This is a genomic window from Streptomyces sp. NBC_01296 (assembly GCF_035984415.1).
Lineage (GTDB): Bacteria > Actinomycetota > Actinomycetes > Streptomycetales > Streptomycetaceae > Streptomyces.
On sequence record NZ_CP130720.1, the window covers coordinates 95,194 to 113,901 of the forward strand.

The window sequence follows — 18,708 nt, forward strand, 5'->3', positions numbered from 1 at the left end:
TGAGGCTTCCTACGGCGTCTCATCGAAGGCAGGTACCGGGACCGCGGCATGCTGAGGGCGGGTGAGACGTTGGGTGATGGCACGTCCGATCTCAAGGGCCGACAGGGTCGCGGCGGGAATGCCAAGTCTGCCCGCAAGGTCAACCAGGTGCAGATCGCTGGCGGTGTCGATGAGATCAGCCAACACATTGGCCGCAGTACGGGCTCTCGCGGCGGCGACGACAACCATGATGGAGCCGAGCAGAACAGCAGGCCACCAAACAATCGCCAGAACGGCGTACATCAGGCCCCAGCCCGCGAGACGGGCGGCCGAGGCGTACGAATCGCGCGCAGCGGTGACGTCGGCGCGCAGTGCGTCTGGCAGGACACTCCAAAGCCGGGGCCACGCCATGTTCAGGTCCAAGCCGTATAGCGTGCCCGCTCGACTGGCACTGGCATGGAAGCGTTCGGCGGTGCGCGTCGGCCGTTGCGGCAGCTGCGACTGCCCCGCCAGGCGACGGCGCTGGGCCCGACGGGCCGCCGCCTGGGCGCGGGCGAGTGCGGCGCCAGTACGGCTCGGGTCGTTGGCTTCGGCGATCCTGCGGCGGGCCGATTCGCGCACCGCGGTCCATCGCCGCTGGCGGGCGTGCACGATCCAGGCCAGCGGCGGGCGGGTTCCCGGGGCGGCCCAGAGGTTTTCCAGGACGGTGCCGAGGCCGCCGGCCGCGAGGCCCGCTCCCGCGGAGGCCAGGACGCTGACGACGGCGGCCACGGCCAGCCAGGTGGTGCGGTGTGCCGTCGGCTGTGCGGCGATGTCGCCGAGCCAGTCGACCAGTGGCCGTGGGTCGAAGGGGTCGGCCTGTCCCACCCGGTAGGCGGCGGCTGCGGCGGCGGCCCACAGCACGCCGGGCAGGACCAGCAGGGCCAACCACCGTTCCGCCAGGCTCGTGCCCAGTTTCGCCAGGAAGCCGGTCATCACAGGATTCGGATCGCGGCCATCGGCGTTCCGGCTGCGGCGCAGGACGGAGGTGTCGCGACCTCATCGTCGAAGACGGTCCGGTTGCAGCGGCGCAGCGGGCAGGTCCAGGTGAGCGGCTCGTCCGGGCTGGACTCCGAGAAGCCTGCGGGCAGGGGGGTGTACTGCTTTGAGGATGTGGTGATCCCGGCCAGGCCGTCCCGGCTGCAGGCCTCCTCGATCTCGTCCAGCAACACGAGCAGGCGGCCCTGGTCAGGCGTCTGCTCGGCGGTGACGGCGTCGAGGAGTTCAGCCAGTTGAGGTCCGGCGTCGGCGTCGCCGATGGCCTGACGCATCTCGCTGTGCCTGGCGATCTGGTCGCACAGGGCGGCCAGGCGTTCTCGAACCACGCTCACCTGTCGTTCCTTCCCTCAGTCTCGTACCGGCGTGGCCGACCACGCGAATTCGCAGTCATGACAGGCCTGTTGCGGAGATCCTAGGTGTGCGGCGGGCCGAAGCGGATACGATCCGCAAAGCCCGGTGTGCTGCCAGGGGCGCCGTGACGTATCGGCCCGCGGCAGTACCGTTGTGTGCGTTCGAGGGGCCGTGGACAGTGACTCGTGCGGTCGGATCGGACGCGTCGAAGCGCCGCATCGCCGTGGCCGCGCTGCAGCGGCGCATGCTGAAGGTGATGAACGACGGTGAGAGCGCGGCGACGCTGCTCACTGCCCAGGCCCGGCAGGAGGCCGAGGACTTGGCCGAGGTGGGCAGTCCCGACGAGGACCTGCCCGTTGCCCATCTGCTGGGCATGTTCCACTGGTACCGGTATCTGGTGCTGCCCGATGAGGAGGACCAGGAAGCGCTCGACGCGGCCGTGCGATTCCTGTACCCCGTGTACCGCGCTCGTCCGGAGGCCGTTCCGGACGCACTGCGCGCCGTGTTCGCCAGGGCCGGAACACCCGCCCGCCACGTGACGACAGCCGCATCGGCCGTCCCGGCCGCAGGAAGGCTGTTCCAGGCCTACCAGCGGAGCAGGAGTCTGCCGCAACTGGACGAAGCCGTCGCCTTGTTGCGCGAAGCCGTGGCCGGCACTCCGCACGACGACCCCGACTACCCGGCGTGCCTGAGCAATCTGGCCCTGTTGTTGCGGGCGCAGTCCGAACACACCGGCGACGTCGCCCTGTTGGCGGAGGCGGTCGAGCTAGGCCGCCGGGTCGTCGCCGCCACCTCGGACGACCGCCTCGACCACGCCAAGTACCTGACCATGCTCGGTCTCGCGCTCCGCGCCCTCTTCGAACGGACCGGCGACGCCGCGGTGTTGGCCGAGGCGGTGGAGGTGGGCCGCCGGGCGGTCGTCACGGCCCCGGCCGACCATCCCGATCACAGGTCCTGTCTGAGCAACCTCGGTATCACGCTGCGGTTCCAGGCCACGCTGACCAGGGACACCGATCTGTTCGCCGAAGCGGTGGAGGTCAGCCGACAGGCCGTCACGGGCGGGCAGCGAGGCAGGCCGGAGCGCGTCGGCCATCTGGTCAACCTCGGCATCGCCCTGCAGGAACTGTTCGAACAGACCGGGAACGTCGCCCTGCCAGCCGAAGCCGTGCCCGTCTGCCGCGAGGCCGTCGCCCTGGCCTCGCACGACCACCCGCACCACACGGACGTCCTGCGGGCGCTCTCCGCTGTGCTGCAGTCGCTGTCCGAGCGGTCCGGGGCCGCCGGTCCGCTGGCCGAGGCCGTGGAGGTCGCCCGCCGGGCCGTCGCCGCTGTGCCGGACGGCCACCGGCATCGCGCCGACCTGCTGAGCATTCTGGGCCTTGCGCTGCAGGCCCTCTGCGAACGGACTGGAGAGCCCCGTCTGCTGGCCGAGGCCGTAAAGGTCTGCCGCGAAGCCGTCGCCGCCACGCCGGACGACAGCCCCGACCTCGCCTCGTACGTGGGCAACCTCTCCGTGGTGCTGCGCTCGCGGTCGGAGCAGAACGGGGACATCCGCCAGCTCACCGAGGCCGTGGAGGTCAGCCGCCGAGCCGTCGCCGCCACGCCGGACGACAGCCCCAAGCGCGCGCGACGGATGAGCAACCTCGGCCTGGCCCTGCGGACGCTCGCCAAGCGTACCGGGGACGTCGCCCCACTGGCCGAAGCGGTCGAGGTCTCCCGCCAGGTGGTCGCCATCGCGCGGGACGACGACTCCTACCTCCCCTCGTACCTGAGCAACCTCAGCCTCGCCCTGCAGGCCCTCTCCGAACGGACCGGCGACACGACCCCACTGGCCGAGGCGGCGGCGGTCGGCCGCCGGGCCGTTCTCGCGTCGGCGGCGGACCACCCGCACCGGGCCGGGCACCTGAGCTACCTCGGGATCGTGCTGCTGGCACTCGCCAGGCGCACCGGGAACGCCGAACTCCTCCTCGAGGCGATGGACGTCGGTTCCCAGGCCGTCGCTGCGCTGCCGGAGGAGCATCCCGACCGCGCTGGGTACCTGAACAACCTCAGTGGCCTGCTCCGGTCCGGCACACCGGACATGCTCGCCTGGGCGGTCGAACTGAGCCGCGAGGCCGTTGCCATCACACCGAACGACGACCCCTACTACGCACGACGCGTCAGCAACCTGGGCGGCTTTCTCCAGGAACTCGCCGAACAGAACGGCGACCTGAGCCTGCTCGCGGAAGCAGTGGAGATCGGCCGCCGGGCCGTCGTCAGCACGCCGGAGGACCATCCCCACCACGCTTTGTTCCTGAACAACCTCGGCTACGCGCTGCGAGCCCTGGCCGAACGAACTCAGGACGCGACGCTGTCGGCCGAAGCCCTGGAGCGGTTCCGGTCGTCCGGACGGAACACCGCCACCGAGGCACTCGTCCGGGTCCAGGCCCTGCGGGAGGTCGCCGTCCTGGCCGGCTCGACGCCCTCCGGCACCGCGGAAGCACTGGCCGCGGTGGAAACCGCCGTCGGCATGCTTCCGTGGATCAGCCCCCGGACCCTGGCCCGTGACGACCAGCGTCACCAGGTGCGCCGCCTGGGGTCGCTGGCGGGAGTGGCAGCGGCGGCCGCGCTGGACGCGGGTCGTCCCCGGCGCGCGGTGGAACTCCTGGAGGCGACCCGCGGGACACTCGCAGCCGGCACCATCGACGCCCGCAGCGACGACCTCACCAGGCTGGGCGAACACCACGAGGGGCTGGCACGGGACTTCAAAGATCTGCGGGACCGCCTCGACGCTCTCGACAACCCCGCCTTCGGTCACGTGACGGCCCTCGACGCCGGGCCCCACCGGACCGACGGGACACCGGACACCGTCCAAGGCGCCGCTGATATCGCCCTCTCTCGCCGGCTGGCTCACGACGAATGGGAGCGCCTCGTCGACCGGATCCGGGCGGTGGACGGCTTTTCGGGCTTCCTGCACCCACCGCAGCTCGCAGAACTCACCGAGCACGGCGACCAGGGCCCGATCGTGTTCCTCACCGCCGGGCCGGGCCGCTGCGATGCGCTGATCCTCAGCGGCGCCGACCCCGATGCGGTGCGCACCGTCAGGCTGCACCAACTCACCGCACACGACGCCGCCGCCCGGGTCGAGCAGCTCGCCAGCGCCCGTCGGGCGGCCACCGACTCCAACCAACCGCCCACGACGCGCAAGGACGCTCAGCACGAGATCCTCGACATCCTGGCGTGGCTGTGGGACACCGTCGCCGACCCGGTGCTGACCGCCATCGGTTACACCGGCACGCCGGCCGACGGAGCGTCGTTCCCGCGGATTTGGTGGTGCCCAGTCGGTGTGATGTGCTACCTGCCCGTCCACGCGGCAGGCCACCATCGCGACCTCAACAGCGCCGATCCACTCCTCGTGGCCGCCCCTCGCACGGTCCTGAACCGGGCGATCTCGTCCTACACCCCGACGGCACGCGCTCTGAAATACGCTCGCTCCCACCAATCACCAGCCGCAGAACGCGCGTTGATCATCGCAGTTCCCGACGCACCCGGCACGCGCCCACTGAGCGGCGCAGGCGTCGAAGCCGACACTGTCAACGCGCTGATGCCCGACGCACTGCGGCCCGACCGCCCAGTACGCACCGACGTCCTGGCCGCACTCCCCACGCACCCGTTGGTGCACTTCTCCTGCCACGGCCTGGCCGACGCACAGGATCCGGCGACAAGCCGTCTGATCCTGCACGACCACGAAACCGCTCCGCTGACCGTCAGCGACATCAGCGCCCTGCGGCTGACCGGGTCACTGGCCTTCCTGTCGGCCTGCGACACCTCCGCCACCAGCCTCCAACTGGCCGATGAAGCCGTGCATCTGACCGGGGCGTTCCACCTGGCCGGATACCGGAACGTCATCGGCACGCTGTGGCCAGTCAACGAGCACACCGCCACCGATATTGCTGCCGACTTCTACGCCCACCTCACTGCGGACGGCACCACCACCCCCGACACCGCTGACTCGGCCCGGGCCCTGCACCACGCCGTCCACACACTGCGCGCCCGCTTCCTGCTCTCACCGACCCACTGGGCAGCACACACTCACACCGGCCCTTGAGACGCTCCAGTCGAACACGGCTTCGCCCACCTAAACGCTTGGCGGATCCCCACCAAGCTCCGCACCGACCCCGCGCTGCCACCGCTCTCCGGCGCGCCGTGCTCGCCCTGACCAACCTCGAGGCCAGTCGCCGACGCAAGATCAAGGCCGCAGACTCCCGCCCACCACCAGCACGATCATTGACCGTCACGCCAGCCTCGCTGACCTGCCCGTTCGAAGATGGCGACACTTCAGTGCAACCCGGTGCCCTGACCTCAGGCGCCGAGGAACGGAGGCGTGCCAGCCGCTGTACGTGCCAGTCCGGCCCGGGGCTCAAGGCGTGGCCCTGGCCGGTGACCACCAGATACTCTCCCGCGCCCGGCTCCGGATCGAGCCGGAGAGTGCTGGGGGTACACGCCCCGGCCCTTCGCGGCCCCGGCCTCGGGAGTGGTCGGCGCCGACGGCTGGCGCCGTGTGCATCTACTTGCGTGGTTCTCGGGACGGGACTGGGGACGCTTGCGTCCGGGGGGTCCTGCCGGGCTCTTGGGTCCGTGGGTGGCTGATGGCGTTCCGGTCGGCCCGCTTCTGCAGCAGCCGGGCGCGCTGGGACTCGACGATGCTGGGGTGGTTGAGCGTGCGGCTGAAGGTGGCGATGACTTCGTTGAGTGCGGTTGGGGCGGGCTGCTTTGTTGGCGGTTGGGCGGGTGACGGAGTGGTGCGGTCGCTGGTCGGCCTGGATGTCAGGACGGCTGGGCTTGCACCGTGTTCGGCGGTGGCTTGGTCGAGAAGGCGGCGGAAGTGGGTGGCATCGCCGCCAAGGAGGTCGACGAACAGCTTCAAGACGCGCCAGGCGGGAAGCTGGGTGCCCTCGATGAGGTGCGCGACCTCGTCGGTGGTGAGAGTCCAGCGGCTGGCGACGGCGATGTCCTGGGCCGCTGGCTGGCCGGCTCGTGAGTGGAGGGTGTGGATGGCTTTGTGGAGCGCGTCGGCCGCAGGAACGGGTGATTCTTCGTCTTCGGTGAGGGTGATGTCGCGGGTTCGTTCGCTGCACCGCTCGGTTACCCATACGGTCCGCAACACGCCGGGGTCGGCTCCGCAGGCGTGCGCGAACTTCTCGGTCATGGCCCAGGTCGGTAGGCGCTCACCGGAGAGAATCCGTGACAGAAATGAGGGAGAGCAGCCGATCTTGGCGCTGACCTCTGTGTTGGTCTGCTTGGACGTCCGCACCAACATCGAAAGGACGGGGGCCAGCCGGTTGTACGCAGCCCCCGACGGCGCGGGCGTGGTGGTGGGAGCGGGTTGACTGTCGGGGGATGCGGTGGTCTGCGGGGCTCGTGGGGCGGAGGTGCGGTGTGGCCTGGGGCTGGCCGGCGGGGAGTTCTTGGGTGACGTTCGTGGGGCGAGTGCCGGGGTGGGATTGCCGGTCAGGCGGGCGAGGCGGCGCTTGATGAAGTCCTCGGAGTAGCGGTGGCGGGCGGTGTCCTGGCTGATGCCGAGTACTTCGCTGACACGACCCCAGGTGACCTGGTGGTAGCGGGCACGTCCGACGAGGCCGGCGGTGAGTCCGTCGAGTTGCTGCTGCATCTGCGCCGCGAGTTTGAGCGGCTCCTCACCGTCGGCGTCGGGGAGCAGCCTGAGGAGTTCTCGGGCGGACTCCCTCAGGTCATGGGCGATCTCGGTGACCGGGTCCTCGGTGGGGTTGCCTTCCACGACGGGTGCAGGCGCGGCCTGGCGTCGAGGGGCGTCGGCCGGTTGGGGTGAGGCCGGGTCGGTGCTGACCAGCTCGGGGTGGTTCTTGCGGGCCCGGTGGGCGGCCTGTCGGCAGGCGGCGCCGCAGTACTTCTGAGGGCGCCCTGCCCTCACGCCGGGGTTGGTGAGCGGGGTGCCGCAGTGGTCGCAAGTCATGGCGTCCGTCCGTGTCACGAAAAGGGTTCAAGTCAGCGGCGTGCAAGCGCAGGGTGTGGAAGATTCGCCGGATTTCGTGACGTCTCCCGGGCCGCGGGAGCGGCCGGGAAGACGTTCTTGCGGTTGCACGTGGGTACGCGGGCGGGGGCGGCGCCCCCGCCCGCGGTTGGGCTAGCGGCGGCGCCTGCGAGCCTGGTGGACCCCGGCGAACGCGCCGGTCATGGCAGCAGCGACTGAGTAGAGGGCCCCTGCCGGAACGGTGACTTGAACGGACGTCTGGTTGATCAGGATGAGTCCCAGAACAGGAATCGCGAGAAACGCGGAAGTCGCGCCCTTGCCAATCCAGTTCATGGAACGAAATGTTTCGTGACGGTAGATACGCTGGCTTCCAGCCGAGCGACCAATGGACGGTTTCGTTCGGCGGCGCCGACGGGTACGTGCCATGTGCACAGTCCTTTCGGTGTTGCGTGGAAGGCGTGCGGGGCTCCGAACAGAGGTTTCCAGGCCATGTGGTGAAGCCCCGCACGCACCTGCGAGTGACCGTACAGACACGATGCGCTAGCCGGGAAATCTACCCATATGAGACGGCAGCACTTTTTTTGCGCGTTGCTGCAGGACAGGTTGACGTTTCGTCACCAGGCTGGCCGAAATCTTCCCGAAGTCGAGCAAACGCGCCCCGCGCGCGCCCGCGCACTGGTAGAGGCACCCAATCCGCCGGAGAGTCCAAGGGTGTCCGGAAGGCAAGAGGCAGATGCATCTACGGCCGCTGCACGGCTTCAACCCGTGGCCGGAGGACGACGCCGACATCTCACGCTGCGGTGCCGATGGAGTGATCCGGGGCAGCCTCCAACCGCCCGGCTGCTCGGCTGCTCGGCTGCTCGGCTGCTCGGCTGCTCGGCTGCTCGGCTGCTCGGCTGCTCGGCTGCTCGGCTGCTCGGCTGCTCGGCTGCTCGATCATGATCAGTCACTGATTGATCCAAAATCATACACAAGCCATCTCTTATGGTCTTCTGCCGTGTGTCCCCCTGCGTTGCTCCGAGGATGGAGCGGTGCTTCGCCGTTCGGGCGGAGCCGAACTCTCCTGACGAAGGGGAACCCATGCAGCGGTGCACTGGGATCCGGACTGCGCCCGCAGCCAGCCATCGCGTGCAGCGGCGGGCGTCGGCCCGCCGTTCGCGCCGCTCGACCACGTCTAGGCCGTCCGATGAGCGACGTCACTGACGAGGCTGACGGCACGGTCCGTTTGCCCGAGCCGCCGGCAACGCACCGGTGGACACCCGAGGAGTGGGACCGGTTCCTGGCCTTCGACCAGACGCACCGGGCACGCTTCACCCGATACGCGTGGATGGACCTGGACTCCCAGGTCGATGCCGAAGAGGCAGTGGAGCGGACTTGGGACGAGTTGATCGAGGACTGGCCGATCCTGGTCCTTGGATTGAACCTCAACCACCGTGCCTGGCAAGTCCTCAAGCGCCAGGTTGCCATCCAGACGCGCCTGCGCCATGACAGGTACCCGGTCGACCCTCAACTCCTCCACGCCGTCGCCCGCGAAGGCTCGGATCTTCTGGACCAGGTCCGGCTGGCCATTGCTCGCCTGCCGGAACGGCAGCGCATCACCCTGCGCATGCGCTACCTCCTGGACTACAGCAACGACGAGATCGCCGACATGATGTCCATCCCCGCGGCAACCGTGCGCTCAAATCTGCGCCATGCCCACAGACGGCTGGCGCGGATCCTCGATCTGCCCACTGAATACAACAGGAAAGGCAAGGCCAGGCCATGAGCGAGACCCACGGGAGCTACGGAACCGTGGAGGAGCTTCTCGCTGTCGCGCTGAAACCAAGCCTGTTCGACGGCGAGGAGACCCTCTCCCCGCCCCTAGTTGCCCGAACGCCGGACCGGGCATGCCAGATCCGTCTCGCAGCGGCCAAGGCCCAGCTTCGCCAGGCGCGCCACGCATACGGGTTCGCCGGACAGGCGTGGCAGCAGCTCGTCCACAACGAGGAAGCCGGAGAGGAGTTGGAGGCGCTGTGTGCCGAGACCGTCTCCCACCCGAGCGCCGGCCCCAGCATTGCCGTGTTTATCAGCAGCCACCACACGGACGGGGCTGGAGCGCAGGTCTTCGCGTGCCTCTTGCACGCGGCCGGGGACAGCGAAGGAGCCCGCTTCTGGTGGCAGTATGCAGCCGGTTTGGGTGTCGACAAGGCCGCCTACTGCCTGGTTCTGGATCACTCCCGGCGTGGTGAGTACGAGGATGCCCAGTTGTGGGCAGACGTGCTGGCTCACTCCGACTTCACCCCCGACCCTCGCTGGCATCACCGCCCGCTCTCCCCTGGCGTACGGGACGTGCTCGCGGGCCTCCTCGCGTGTATCCGGCAGGAGTCTCACGAGGATCTGGGCTTGATCCCGCTGCCGGCAACGAAGTTCGCAAAGGCAGTGTTCGCCCTCGCCCATCACCCCCAGCATCGCCAGCCCGGCTACTGGATGATCCGCCCGACCAGCGCCCCTAGCCCGACGTCCCCGGGCGCCGAGGCACCCAAACGGCTTGCATACGAGGAAGACCGCGCCTTCAGCCCCAGCCCCGAAGCAAACGTCCGACCGGCCCAAATCGCTGCGGTGGCTCCATCCGAACCAGAGGTACCCGGTTGGGCGATGGGCGCGCCGCGCCTGCTGCTCAGGAGTAGAAGGCAAGCCTCGGCGGACGACAGCGCCGCCATGCGCCAGGCAAGACACGCCCACAACGTCGTTGGGGTCCTGCAGAAGCACCCCCTCGGGATCAGTGCGCGCCAGATCGCCATGAAGACCGGCCTGGACGATGCCGCACTCGCCCCGCTGCTCGAGATGCTGTGCGAGGAGGACTTCGCGGAGTCCGTCCACGACGCCGTAGGCGTTTACGCACCCGGGCTGGCACTGGACCGTCTCGCCCTGCCCGGCGGAAGCGGCATCGGAGCTCAGCTCCAGCGCACCCTTGCCATCGCCCGCGACCACATCGGCGCCGCGATCTACCTGTCCAGGTACAGCGATGGCGACGTCCTCGTCACCCAGGCATCCACCAGCACCAACGCCCCACCCGTCGAGGAACACACCCCCTTCCACCAGGCTCCGCACGCCAGCGCCCTCGGCAAATGCCTCATCGGCCAGCTCCGCCACGACCAGCAGGCCGAACACATCACCCGCTACACGATGGAAAGCTTCACGGCACGGACCTGCAAAGACCCCCGTACCTTCCTTGAGCGCCTCAGCCGAACCCGCCCTGGCAACCCCGCTTACGACATTCGCGAGTACGACCAACTCGTCGTCTGCTCAGCCGTACCCGCCAGTCTCAGTAGTCAAATCGGGGGCCTCGCCCTGTCCCTGCCCTCCCACCACGCCCACCGCCTGCCAGAAGCAACGAAGGCCCTCCAACGCAAAGCAGTCCCCATCCTCCTCGTCCTCCTCCTCACCGGCGCCATCCCCACTGGCACCTCTGCGAAGGATCTCCACACAGCAGATCTCCTCAGCACGACAAGCGACGTCCCGCTCAACGAACGCGGCGTCAACCATCTACGCCGTATGTTCGCCACCCCCCTCAACAGCCCGGCTGCGATCCGCAACGCCGCCGACATCACCGCGCCCCACCTCGTGTCCGACACTACCTCCAACACCCTGTACCTCTTCGACGCCGCGTCCCCCGAATCCGTCACCGCCCTCGCCCTCCCCCGCCTCATCGCCGCTCCCCTCCCCAGCGCCCCGCTACTCGACACAGCCACCACCCTCCCAAGCCCACCAGGAGACCTCCTCGTCTACGGCACATGACCCTGTGCACCACCAAACGTGCACTCCAAGCGCGCGACATATGTGGCGGGGCGCGCCTTCGATCACCTACAAGCGACGCTATTGGACATGACAATCAGCTAAACCGGAGCTGCGCCCTATCTGCTGGGCAAGCTGCGGACGAAACACGTGCCTACCAATGGGTGCACAGCCGTGATCGCGGGTGGCAAGGAGGGCCAGGTGCTGTTGACTGCACTGGGAAGAACGCTGGGCAACCTCGGGCATCGTCGCCATGCACCGGGATCCCGGCGAGCCAGGAGTGCGGGCCCGGGTCTACGCCGACGTCCTGCGCCCGGGGTGGGAGGGGCTGTAGCCAGAAGCCTGGGCAAGCCGCCTCTGGCGGGTGGCTTGCCCAGGGTCGCCTTGGGCTTGCCCAGGCGATCAGGCTTGCCCGGCGGCCAGCTCCCGCAGCGGGCGGGCACTGCCGGTGCCGTCGCAGTGAAGCACCGGCCGCCCCCGGCCGTGCTGCGGGCACCGATGGTGCCAACAGACTGACGCAGAAGTCGGGTGAGGCCGTGGACGTGGGCCGGATGCAGCGCGAGTTCGTGGCGTTTGCCGACCAGGACCTCGAGCGCGACCCCGGGCCCTGCGTAGCCGAGTTCCGTGATGACGCCGTGGGTGACCGTGCGGATGAGGTCGTGGAGGTGGCCCATCGCCTCTGCCCCGGACAGCTCCACCCATGCGGTGAAGAGGAGGTCGTCCGGCTCAATGAGGGAAAGCAGCGCTGCCGTTCGCTCGAACGGCACGAGGCGGCCGACCGGTCCGGGGTGGAACGCGTGGGCCCTGCTGCCAGGCGGTGTCGTCCAGCAGCCCTGCCTTCAACCGTTCACGCAGGCCCCGCTCGCCCTCCGGGCCGCGGGCAATACCCGCCATACGGGCCGCGGGCAATACCCGCCATACGGGCCGCGAGCAGCGGCCACGCCCTGGGGCTGACCAACAGGGCCGTCTCCCGGTCAGCGCCGATGTAGTCCTTCAAAGTCGCTACGAGCCGGATGTTCGCCGCCGCCCCGACGCCGAGCTGCGCGAGGAAGGCCTGCCGTCCCGCGCTCGGCAGACCGGCCGGGAGCTGCAGGCCCCCCGCTGGCCCTGGCACGACGGCAGGCGCCTCGTGTTGGATATTTCCTCTGCGAACCGTTCACCATCTTCCGTATGTGGGCCGCGTACGTCGTTCCCGCAAGCGATAAGTTCAAACGATGCCCTGGTCAGCGCCATGAAGGGCATCACGAACGTCTCGTTCCATCTTGCCCATAACGATTCCACATGTATGTGAGACGTAAAGACTATCTAGAGTCCGAATTGGCCGAAAGAAGCTCTTTTCTGCGCGGATACGGTTCTGCCGAGTTGGCCCGACTCCTGGGCCGGCAAGAGCTGTAGGGATTCATGAGAGCAACAAGAACGCGGGCTTGGCGAGGGCGCACCTGGCCCAACCCCCGCGACGTTTGGACCCGGCGCATGGCCACCTCCATCGCCCTGGCCATGTCCGTCACGCTGCTGTATGGCACCACCGCGACGGGCGCCCCGCAGCAGGCCCCGCAGCAGAAGACGGGCCGGTATCCGACTGCGGCCGCCGACATCGCGTCAGCCCGTGTAACCGCGCGGCTGTCCGGCAAGCAGGTTGAGGCACTGTCGGAGCGTTCGGAGACTTCGACGACGTGGGTAAACAAGGACGGGTCGTTGACCACTGAGGTGGCTGCCGGACCGATCCGTTTTAAGGACCCGGCCAGCGGCGAGTGGCGCGACGTCGATGTGGACTTCGCCGCTGCCCCGGATGGTTCGGTCGCCTCGAAGGCACATCCGCAGGGCCTGCGGCTGTCCGGCAAGGCGGGCACGAAGGCCGCTTCGCTGAGGGATGCTCAGTCTGCCGCGCCCACCGATCTGGTGAGCGTGGGCTCGGGCGACGAGGCGATTACCCTGCAGTGGCGTGGCGGGCTGCCGACGCCGACGCTGAACGGCCCCCGGGCTACATACACCGATGCAGTGCCGGGCGCGGATGTGGTCGTCGAGGCGACGCGTACCGGCTTCGAGCAGTTCGTCGAGGTGAAGGCCAAGCCGGAGGCCGGTTTCTCGTACACGCTGCCGCTGAGGGCCAAGGGCTTGAAGGTCGAGCAGCAGCCGGACGGCGGTGTTCTCTTCACGGATAAGAAGTCGAAGAAGACGGCCATGATGCCCGCTCCGGTGATGTGGGACGCGAGCATCGATCCGGTCTCGGGTGAGCACAACCGCCGGGTAAAGGCGGCGATGAAGGTCGTCAAGACGAAGGACGGCGCCGACCTCGTCATCACCCCGGACGCCGCCTTCCTCTCGGATACGGCGACGAAGTACCCGGTCACGGTCGACCCTTCGACCGCGTCGCTGAGCAGCGTGTTCGACACGTACGTCCAGCAGGGCGAGACTGTCGACTGGTCGGCGGACACCGAGCTGGACCTAGGCAACCCGGGCACTCAGAACGCCGACGGCACTTACCGGGTTGCGCGTTCGTTCATCACCTGGAACACGGCACCGATCTCGGATGCGCTGGTCTCCGATGCCAAAGTGAGCCTGTGGAACTTCCACTCGGGCAACACCGACTGCGTGGCCTACCCGTGGGAAGTGTGGGACGCGGGCAAGGCCGCGACGTCTTCGCGTTGGACCGCGCAGCCGGCCTGGAACACCAAGTACGCCACCTCCACCGAGACCAAGGGAAACCCGGCCTGCACGGCCGCTCCGGACGGGTGGATCAACGCGGACGTCACTACGCTCGCCCAGGCCTGGGCCTCGGCGAAGAACGCCACCTCGGGCATGGGCCTGCGCGCTGCGAGCGAGACGGTCGTCCCGCAGTGGAAGCGGGTGAACTCCGCGAATGCCGCCGCGAATCCGCCGAAGCTGGTGGTGACGTACAACTACCGGCCGCGCACCGGCACCGATCAGCAGGCCGGTCCGCCGTTCTTCAAGGACACCACTGGCACGTGGTTCGTGAACACCACGACGCCGACGCTGCGCGACACGTTCGCCGACCCGAACAACGACAAGGTCGACGGCACCTACCAGATCTTCGACGACGTTACTGGCACGCAGGTCGGCAATGTCCTGGTGTCACCGTTCGTGCCGTCCGGCCAGCCCACGTCGGTGACCGTGCCGGCGGGTGTGCTGACGAACGGGAAGACGTACAAGTTCCGTACCTCACCGTATGACGGAACGAACTACAACACTGGCTGGTCGGCGTACGCGAAGTTCACCGTGGACACCTCTGCCCCTTCCACCCCGGCGTCCGTGACCTCGACGGACTACCCGGGCAATGCCTGGGTCAAGGGCGCAGGGCAGTCCGGCACATTCACGGTGACCCCGCCCACGGGTGACCAGAACGGCGTCGAGTGGTCGCTCGACGGCACGACCTGGACCAAGGTGGCCACTGGCGGCACCAGCACCGCCGTGAACATCACCGTCACCCCCGCCAAGGCCGGCACCAACACCCTCCAGGTCCGTGCCACGGACAAGGCGGAGAACAAGTCCGAGCCGGTCTCGTACACCTTCCACGTAGGACCGGGCGGTGTCACGCTCCCGGACGACGGTACCCGCACCGCCGCGCGCGTCCCACTGTCCGGTGAGGCCGACGGCACCAAGTACGACAACGTCACCTTCTCCTGGCGCCGCGGTGACGCCGACGCCTGGACCACCATCCCGGCCGGCGACGTCATCCTGGGCGGCCAGGCTCTCACCGCGTGGCCGGCCGGCCTTACGGCGGGCAAGAGCCCTGCGCTGACCTGGAACGCCACGTCCACCGTCAACCCTGACGGCACCGTGCAGGTCCGCGCGGACTTCACCGGCCCGGGCAGCGCCACCGCCTCCTCCGGCCCTGTCACGGTCGTCGTGGACCGGAACGCCGATGGAGCCGCGTCGCAGGACATCGGCCCCGGCTCGGTGAACCTGCTGACCGGCGACCACACCCTCACGAGCACCGACGCCTCCTTCTTCGGCATGTCGGTCACCCGCACCGCCTCCTCCCGCTCCCCGCAGGCGGCGGACCAAGCGGGACAGGCAGCCGTCTTCGGCAAGGAATGGCTGTCCGGCACCGTCGCCGAAACGGTCCACTCCGCCTACACCGAGATCCGCAAGACGTCCGCAACATCACTCGACGTCGTCACCGCCGAGGGCTCGGCGACCACCTTCACCGCGAACTCGGCTAGCAACGGCTGGGTTCCGGAGCCCGGTTCCCAGGGCCTGACGCTCAAGGGCTCCTTCGCCTCGGGTGACTTCACGCTGTCCGACACCGCCGGCACCGTGACGACCTTCGCCAAGGTCGCTCCCGCCGCGACCACCTGGACCGTGACCAGCTCACTCGCCGACGGCCTGGCGAACTCCACCACCAAGGTCGTCTCCGAAGCGGTCACCGTGGGCGGCAAGACCCTGGCCCGCCCCAAGCGGGTCATCGCCGCCACCAGCGCGACCACCCTGGCCACCTGCGAGGCCACCCCGTCCACCAAGGGCTGCAGGACACTGGAGTTCGGCTACGCAACCTTCACCACTGCCACGGCATTCGTGCTCGGTGACGTAGCCGGCCAAGCCAGCGAGATCAAGCTGTGGGCGACCGCTCCCGGCGCCTCGGCCGCCACCGCGACATCCGTCGCCCGCTACGTCTACGACGACAGCGGACGTCTCCGGGAAACCTGGGACCCGAGGATCTCGCCCGCGCTGAAGACGGCGTACGCCTACGACAGCTCAGGCCGCGTCACCTCGCTCACCCCGCCCGGACAACTGCCCTGGACGTACACCTACGGCCAGACCGGTTCCAACCCCGCCTCCGGGCCCGGAATGCTGCTCAAGGCATCCCGCGCCACCCTCGCCCCGGGCACCGCGGGCCAGACCAACGGCACCGCGGCCACCACTGTTGTCTACGGCGTCCCGCTGACCGGCAGCGCCGCCCCGAACGACCTCGGGACCACGGCCACCGGCTCATGGGGCCAGAGCGACATCCCGACCGACGGGACCGCGGTCTTCCCCGCCGATCAGCTGCCCACCTCCAACGACGGCGCGTCCATGGGCGCGGCCGACTACCAGCGGGCAGCCATCCACTACCTGGACGCCTCCGGCCGCAAGGTCAACGAGGCCACCCCCGGCAACCACCTGTCCGTCACCGAGTACGACAGGTCCGGCAACACCGTACGGTCGCTGACCGCGGGCAACCGGGAACTGGCCCTGGGCACCACCACCGCCCAGCGCAGCAGACTGACCGACCTGGGCATTAACGCCCTGCCCTCCGGCGAGCGCGCCCAGCTTCTCTCTGACACCTCGGTCTACGACGCCACAGGCACCCGCCTCACCGACGTGTACGGCCCGCTGCACGAGGTCACCCTCGCGGGCGCGCTGACCAGCGGCGCCACCACCGTTGCCACTGCCGGCCAACAGCTCATGGCCCGGCAGCACACGGTCAAGACGTACGACCAGGGGCGCCCCACCGACGGCACCGCCGTCGTCAAGGACCAGGTCACCCAGCAGACCGTCGGTGCCCAGCCACGGTCCTGGCCTGACCTGCTCGCCGACCCGCGTGTCACCGCATCCGCGTACGACTGGGCCAAGGGACTGCCCACCAGCAGCACTACGGACCCGGGCGGCCTGGCAATCACCAGGGTGACCGATTACGACAGCCAGGGACGGGTCACCAAGTCCGTCCAGCCGGCCTCCGACGGCACTGATGCCGGGGCCACCCTCACGAGCTATTACACCGCCGACGGCACCGGCACCTGTGGCGGAAAGCCGGAATGGGCCGACGAGATCTGCCAGACCGGTCCCGCTGCCGCCATCACCGGCGGCGGCACCAACCCCAGCCAACTGCCGACCAAGACTGCCGAGTACGAGCAGTTCGGTCAGATCGCCAAGGTCACCGAGACCGCCAACAGCGTCACCCGAACCGTCACCACCGGCTACGACAGTGCCGGCCGACAGACCACGAACACCGTCACGGGCGGCGTCGGTGCGGCCGTACCCGCAGTGACCACCAGTTATGACCCTGCCACCGGTCAGTCCTTCAAGCAGACCTCCACGGCTGGCAGCCCCATCACCAAGGCGTACGACCAGCTCGGCCGCCTCATGTCTTACACGGACGCGGACGGAGGCGTTACCTCCACCCAGTACGACGCGCTCGACCGGCCCACCACGGTCACCGACTCCGTGCCATCGACCACCACCTACGCCTACAACACGGCTGTTGATCCTCGCGGACTGACCACGTCGGTCACCGACTCAGTGGCCGGTACCTTCAGTGCCCGCTATGACGCAGACGGCAGGCTTGTCTCCCAGGGCCTGCCCGGTGGCTACACGATGACGGACGTCCAAGACCCGGCCGGTCAGGCTGTCGCCCGCACCTACACACGCGACAGCGATGCCACCGTGCTGCTCTCCGACAGCGTCACTGACACCGTGCACGGCCAGGTAGCCACCCACACCGGAACCCCCGGCGTCACCGCGTCCCAGGCCCACGCCTACGACAAGGCGGGCCGTCTCACCCAGACGCAGGACACCAGCACCGACGCCATCTGCACCACCCGCACCTACACCTTCGACAAGAACACCAACCGCAGGTCGTTGGGCACCGCCAGTGCCGCGGTGAACGCCGACTGCACGACCACCGGCGGGACGACCACCAACTACGCCTACGACAGCGCCGACCGGCTGGTGAACACCGGCTACACCTACGACGCCTTCGGCCGCACCACCGCCAAGCCGGGCACCACCCTGGCGTACTACGCCAACGATCTGGCTCAACAGCAGACCGCCGGCACGCAGCGCCAGACCTGGGCACTCGACTCCGCCCTGCGGATCCGCTCGTGGACCGTGGAATCCAACGCGTCCGGCACATGGTCCCAGACCGCCTCCCGGCTCAACCACTACGACTCCGAGGGTGACTCTCCGCGCTGGACCGTGGAGGACACCGCCACCGGATCACTCACCCGCACCATCCGCGGCATCGACGGCAACCTTGCCGCCACCACCGCAAAGACGGGCGGCACCATCCTGCAACTGGTGAACCTGCACGGCGACGTGGCTCTGGCCCTTCCGGCCGACACCGCCCTGGCACCCACCGTCCTGGACTCCGACGAGTACGGCAACGCCCGTACCGGACAGGCGGCGGCCCGCTACAGCTGGCTCGGCGGTAGGCAGCGCTCCGACGAGACCCTGACCGGCCTCACCCTCATGGGCGTGCGCCTCTACGACCCGAGCACCGGTCGTTTCCTGCAGACCGACCCGGTCGTCGGCGGAAACGAGAACAGCTACGTCTATCCGGCCGATCCGATCCGAATGTACGATCTGACCGGCATGTACCGGGTCTACTGGGGCTGGTCGTGGGTGACGATCACCCTCAACTCACGTGAGAATAACAACCTTGCGGCTGGTGGTGGTTGGGCTGTCGCCGCGCTCGGTGGACTCAAGAACATGGGCTTCGTGGGACGAGTCGCCTACTGGTCGTTCATGTTCTACGGAACGGGAGCCTGGGTGGCCAGCCTCTACAACCGGTGCCTGGCCATCCACGTCGTGTACTGGACCGGATCGAACTGGTTCACCTTCGCCCGGTGCGCGTAAGA

At 68.8% G+C, this 18,708-nt stretch carries 9 protein-coding genes; 5 read left to right on the forward strand and 4 right to left on the reverse strand.

Translation table 11 applies throughout. The features are described 5' to 3' along the window. Window positions 1–9: 9 nt before the first annotated feature. Entirely contained in the window at window positions 10–954 is a 945-nt protein-coding gene (locus OG299_RS00470) for a hypothetical protein (protein WP_327359970.1), read from the reverse strand. Next, window positions 954–1,349, reverse strand: a complete 396-nt coding sequence (locus OG299_RS00475) for a hypothetical protein (RefSeq protein WP_327359971.1) — start codon at window positions 1,347–1,349, stop codon at window positions 954–956. The genes OG299_RS00470 and OG299_RS00475 overlap by 1 nt, the downstream gene beginning before the upstream one ends. Window positions 1,350–1,546: 197 nt before the next feature. Here OG299_RS00475 and OG299_RS00480 point away from each other — a divergent pair, with 197 nt between their 5' ends. Next, window positions 1,547–5,455, forward strand: a complete 3,909-nt coding sequence (locus OG299_RS00480; RefSeq protein ID WP_327359972.1) for a CHAT domain-containing protein — start codon at window positions 1,547–1,549, stop codon at window positions 5,453–5,455. A 459-nt stretch (window positions 5,456–5,914) separates the two neighbouring features. Here the strand turns inward: OG299_RS00480 and OG299_RS00485 are convergent, their stop codons facing one another. Beyond that, on the reverse strand, window positions 5,915–7,144 hold the full coding sequence (locus OG299_RS00485) for a helix-turn-helix domain-containing protein (RefSeq protein ID WP_327359973.1): 1,230 nt from the start codon (window positions 7,142–7,144) through the stop codon (window positions 5,915–5,917). Between the two features lie 366 nt (window positions 7,145–7,510). Continuing rightward, window positions 7,511–7,690 (reverse strand): hypothetical protein, encoded by a 180-nt coding sequence (locus OG299_RS00490; RefSeq protein WP_327359974.1) that lies wholly within the window; start codon window positions 7,688–7,690, stop codon window positions 7,511–7,513. 853 nt (window positions 7,691–8,543) lie between these two features. Between OG299_RS00490 and OG299_RS00495 the strand changes: the two genes are divergently transcribed. The 4 genes from OG299_RS00495 to OG299_RS00510 all read left to right on the forward strand — a co-directional run bounded on the left by OG299_RS00495 (window position 8,544) and on the right by OG299_RS00510 (window position 18,706). Beyond that, window positions 8,544–9,122 carry an RNA polymerase sigma factor gene (locus OG299_RS00495; protein ID WP_327359975.1) on the forward strand — a complete coding sequence of 193 codons (579 nt, stop codon included), beginning with the start codon at window positions 8,544–8,546 and terminating at the stop codon, window positions 9,120–9,122. After that, entirely contained in the window at window positions 9,119–11,134 is a 2,016-nt protein-coding gene (locus OG299_RS00500; protein WP_327359976.1) for an IclR family transcriptional regulator domain-containing protein, read from the forward strand. The genes OG299_RS00495 and OG299_RS00500 overlap by 4 nt, the downstream gene beginning before the upstream one ends. Before the next feature lie 208 nt (window positions 11,135–11,342). Next, the gene (locus tag OG299_RS00505; RefSeq protein ID WP_327364413.1) at window positions 11,343–11,465 is read left to right on the forward strand and encodes a DUF6207 family protein; all 123 of its coding nucleotides are present in this window, start codon (window positions 11,343–11,345) and stop codon (window positions 11,463–11,465) included. Window positions 11,466–12,628: 1,163 nt separating this feature from the next. After that, entirely contained in the window at window positions 12,629–18,706 is a 6,078-nt protein-coding gene (locus OG299_RS00510) for a DNRLRE domain-containing protein (protein ID WP_327364414.1), read from the forward strand. The last annotated feature ends 2 nt before the right edge of the window (window positions 18,707–18,708 follow it).